This is a genomic window from Ancylobacter sp. VNQ12, from assembly GCF_049445835.1.
Lineage (GTDB): Bacteria > Pseudomonadota > Alphaproteobacteria > Rhizobiales > Xanthobacteraceae > Ancylobacter.
The window spans coordinates 1-2,554 of sequence record NZ_JBMSDU010000056.1 but is presented as its reverse complement, the minus strand read 5'-3'; the positions used below and the strand labels follow the sequence as shown (position 1 = coordinate 2,554).

Genomic DNA, 2,554 nt, shown 5'->3' with positions numbered 1-2,554 from the left:
GTAAGCGCTCATTTCAGAGCACGTCGTAAACCGGCTTGAAGCGGTTCATGGTTCATGCGTTCATGCCGGCTGTTTTTTGAAGTTGAAGGGCAGCAGGTCGTCGATATCGGCGTCTCCGGGACGCTGCGGCAGCTCTGTGAGAACGTGGCGCAGCCACGCGAAGGGTTCGACGCGGCAGGCCCGGCAGGTCAACATCAGGCTATAGATGACGGCGCTGGCCCTGGCCCCCTGGACTGTATCGCTGAAGAGCCAACTTTTCCTTCCGGTGGCAAAAATTCGGATGTCGCGCTCCAAAAGGTTGTTGTCGATCGGCATCCTGCCGTCTTCGGTGTAGCGCGTAAGATATTCCCATTGGCCGCGCGCATAGGAGACGGCATCTTCGAGCTTGGTGTCGGGCACGAGCTTCGGAGCGATAGCGTCGAGCCACGCCTTGAGCGCGTTCAGGACCGGAACGCTATGTTTCTGGCGAAAGCGACGCATGTAGTCGGCCTGCGTTTCGCCGTCATCCGGCTTTTCGTCCCGCGCTTGCCTTTCAATCCGGTAGAGTTGGTCGAAGTACTTGAGGGCCTGCGCCGGCGGCCCGCCGGGTTTCTTTCTCGCCTTTAGGGCGTCGACAAAGCGCCGCCTGGCGTGAGCCATGCAACCAACATGCGTGGCGCCTTTCAACGTGCGCCAAGCCGAGTAGCCGTCGCTCATCAAGATGCCGCGATAGTCGCCGAGGAAGGTCTGCGGATATTCCTGCCCGCGACCGGGCTGATAATCGAACAGCACGATCGGCCGCTCACTGTCCTCGCCGCTGCGATAGGCCCACATATACGAGATGCTGGTGGGGTTCTTGCCCTCTTCCTTCAACACCTGAACCGTGGTCTCGTCGCCATGGATGACGGTCTGGGATCGCAGCCGCAGCTTCAGCGCGTCGTAGATGCGAATGAGATGCCTCTCGCTCGAACCGATCACCCAGTGGCCCAGCGCGCCGCGGCTGACAGGAACGCCGGCGCGCTCGAAGGCTTGTGCCAGGCGATAGAGCGGCGTGCCGTCGACGTATTTGTGAACGAACGCGAAGGCCAGCGTCGAGGCCGTGGCGATGCTGCCTGGCAAGGGCTGCGCGGACATCGGCGCGATGACAACAGGAGTGCTGATTCCGGTGCGCTCGCAGTGGCGGCACGCATATTTGAACCGCGCATTCTGCAAAACCTTCGCCGTCACCTCGATGTGAAGCTGCTCGGAGACGGTCTCGCCCATGCGATGCATCTGGTTGCTGCAGCACGGACAGATCTTTTGATCATCGGCAAGGTCATACTCGACGCGCTCGCGTGGCAGGTTTGCCGGCAGGGGCCGGCGTCCACGTTTCTTGCCTTCCGCCTTTTCGGTCTCCGGCAATCCCGTGTTCGGCAGATCAACGCAATCCGTCTCGTCGCAGCCCTCGTCGTCCCCTTCAACGGCGCTCTTCTCGGCTTCGTTGAAGACGCGATCCATGTGCTTTTCGCTGCGCGGCGCAAAACGATGCAGTTGCGCGAGCGCCAGTTCTTCCTCAAGCTTGAAGACGCGCTGCGCGAGAGCTTCCCGCTCGGCCTTCAGCACAGCGATTTCGGCCGCATTCGCCGCCAGAAGCGCCATCAATTCCGCAACGGTCGGGGTGCCGGCTCGATTCATCGTATTCTTGAATCTGAAGCCCTCCCATACGTCAACGGACAAATTCACCCGACAAGTTCATATTGCCGAACCGGGTGGCGGACCATCGCGTCGAGATCAATGCCGTCAAGCAGCCAGTGCAATTGCTCGGCGTCGAGCCTCACCACCGTCTCCTGCCGCCGGGGCCACCGGAACTTGTCTTCCGTCAGCGCTTTCAGCACCAGCACAAAGCCGGACCGGTCGAAGAACAGCAGCTTCATCCGGGTGCGGCGGCGATTGCAGAAGGCGAACACCGCGCGCTCGAACGGGTTGAGGCCCATAGACTGCTCGACCAGGATCGCCAGACTGTTGATCCCCGCACGGAAGTCGATCGGGTCCCGGTGAAGATAGACGCGCAGATCGTCAGCCAGCCGGAACATCGCAACGTCCCAGCGCTTCGATCATCGCCGACAGAACCTGCGTATCCGCATCTTCAAGTTCAAGCCGCACGCCGTTCGGTAGCGACGCCTTTAACCGCACCCGTGGTGATGTCGGTCGAGCCGACGTAGACGGCGGCCGCGCGACGGGCGCTGCCTCCACCACCGGAACGAAGGCCGGCGGCACGTTGATCGGAATAGCCGTCAACGCGTTCTCCGTCTCTCGGCGCTGGCGTAGCCTGATCCAGTTGCGCAACTGATTGGCGTTGATCCCGTGCGTCAGCGCAAGCCCTGCGACCGACACCCCTGGCTCGAGGGCCGCATCGATCAAGCGCTCCTTCTCAACAGGGTCAAACCGCCGCTTCCCGTTGCGAAGAACCTTGGTCACCCGAAGCGGCCCCGAAAGGCCCATGCCATTCAATGTCATTGTGTCCACAGTCTCCGTTGTGGACACAGAATCCCTCAATGCTCCGCCAATGAATAGGTGCAGGGATTTTCGCGCTTAC

At 61.4% G+C, this 2,554-nt stretch carries 3 protein-coding genes; all 3 read right to left on the bottom strand.

Annotation, left to right across the window (positions count from 1 at the left end; translation table 11 throughout):
- Positions 1 to 60 precede the first annotated feature (60 nt).
- The 3 genes from tnpC to tnpA are packed head-to-tail and all read right to left on the bottom strand — an operon-like array spanning position 61 to position 2,475.
- Positions 61 to 1,653 (bottom strand): IS66 family transposase, encoded by a 1,593-nt coding sequence (gene tnpC / locus ACO2RV_RS25005; RefSeq protein WP_423296904.1) that lies wholly within the window; start codon positions 1,651 to 1,653, stop codon positions 61 to 63.
- A 44-nt stretch (positions 1,654 to 1,697) separates the two neighbouring features.
- On the bottom strand, positions 1,698 to 2,051 hold the full coding sequence (gene tnpB / locus ACO2RV_RS25000) for an IS66 family insertion sequence element accessory protein TnpB (protein WP_423296903.1): 354 nt from the start codon (positions 2,049 to 2,051) through the stop codon (positions 1,698 to 1,700).
- Positions 2,035 to 2,475 carry an IS66-like element accessory protein TnpA gene (tnpA, locus tag ACO2RV_RS24995; RefSeq protein ID WP_423296902.1) on the bottom strand — a complete coding sequence of 147 codons (441 nt, stop codon included), beginning with the start codon at positions 2,473 to 2,475 and terminating at the stop codon, positions 2,035 to 2,037. The genes tnpB and tnpA overlap by 17 nt, the downstream gene beginning before the upstream one ends.
- Positions 2,476 to 2,554 lie beyond the last annotated feature (79 nt).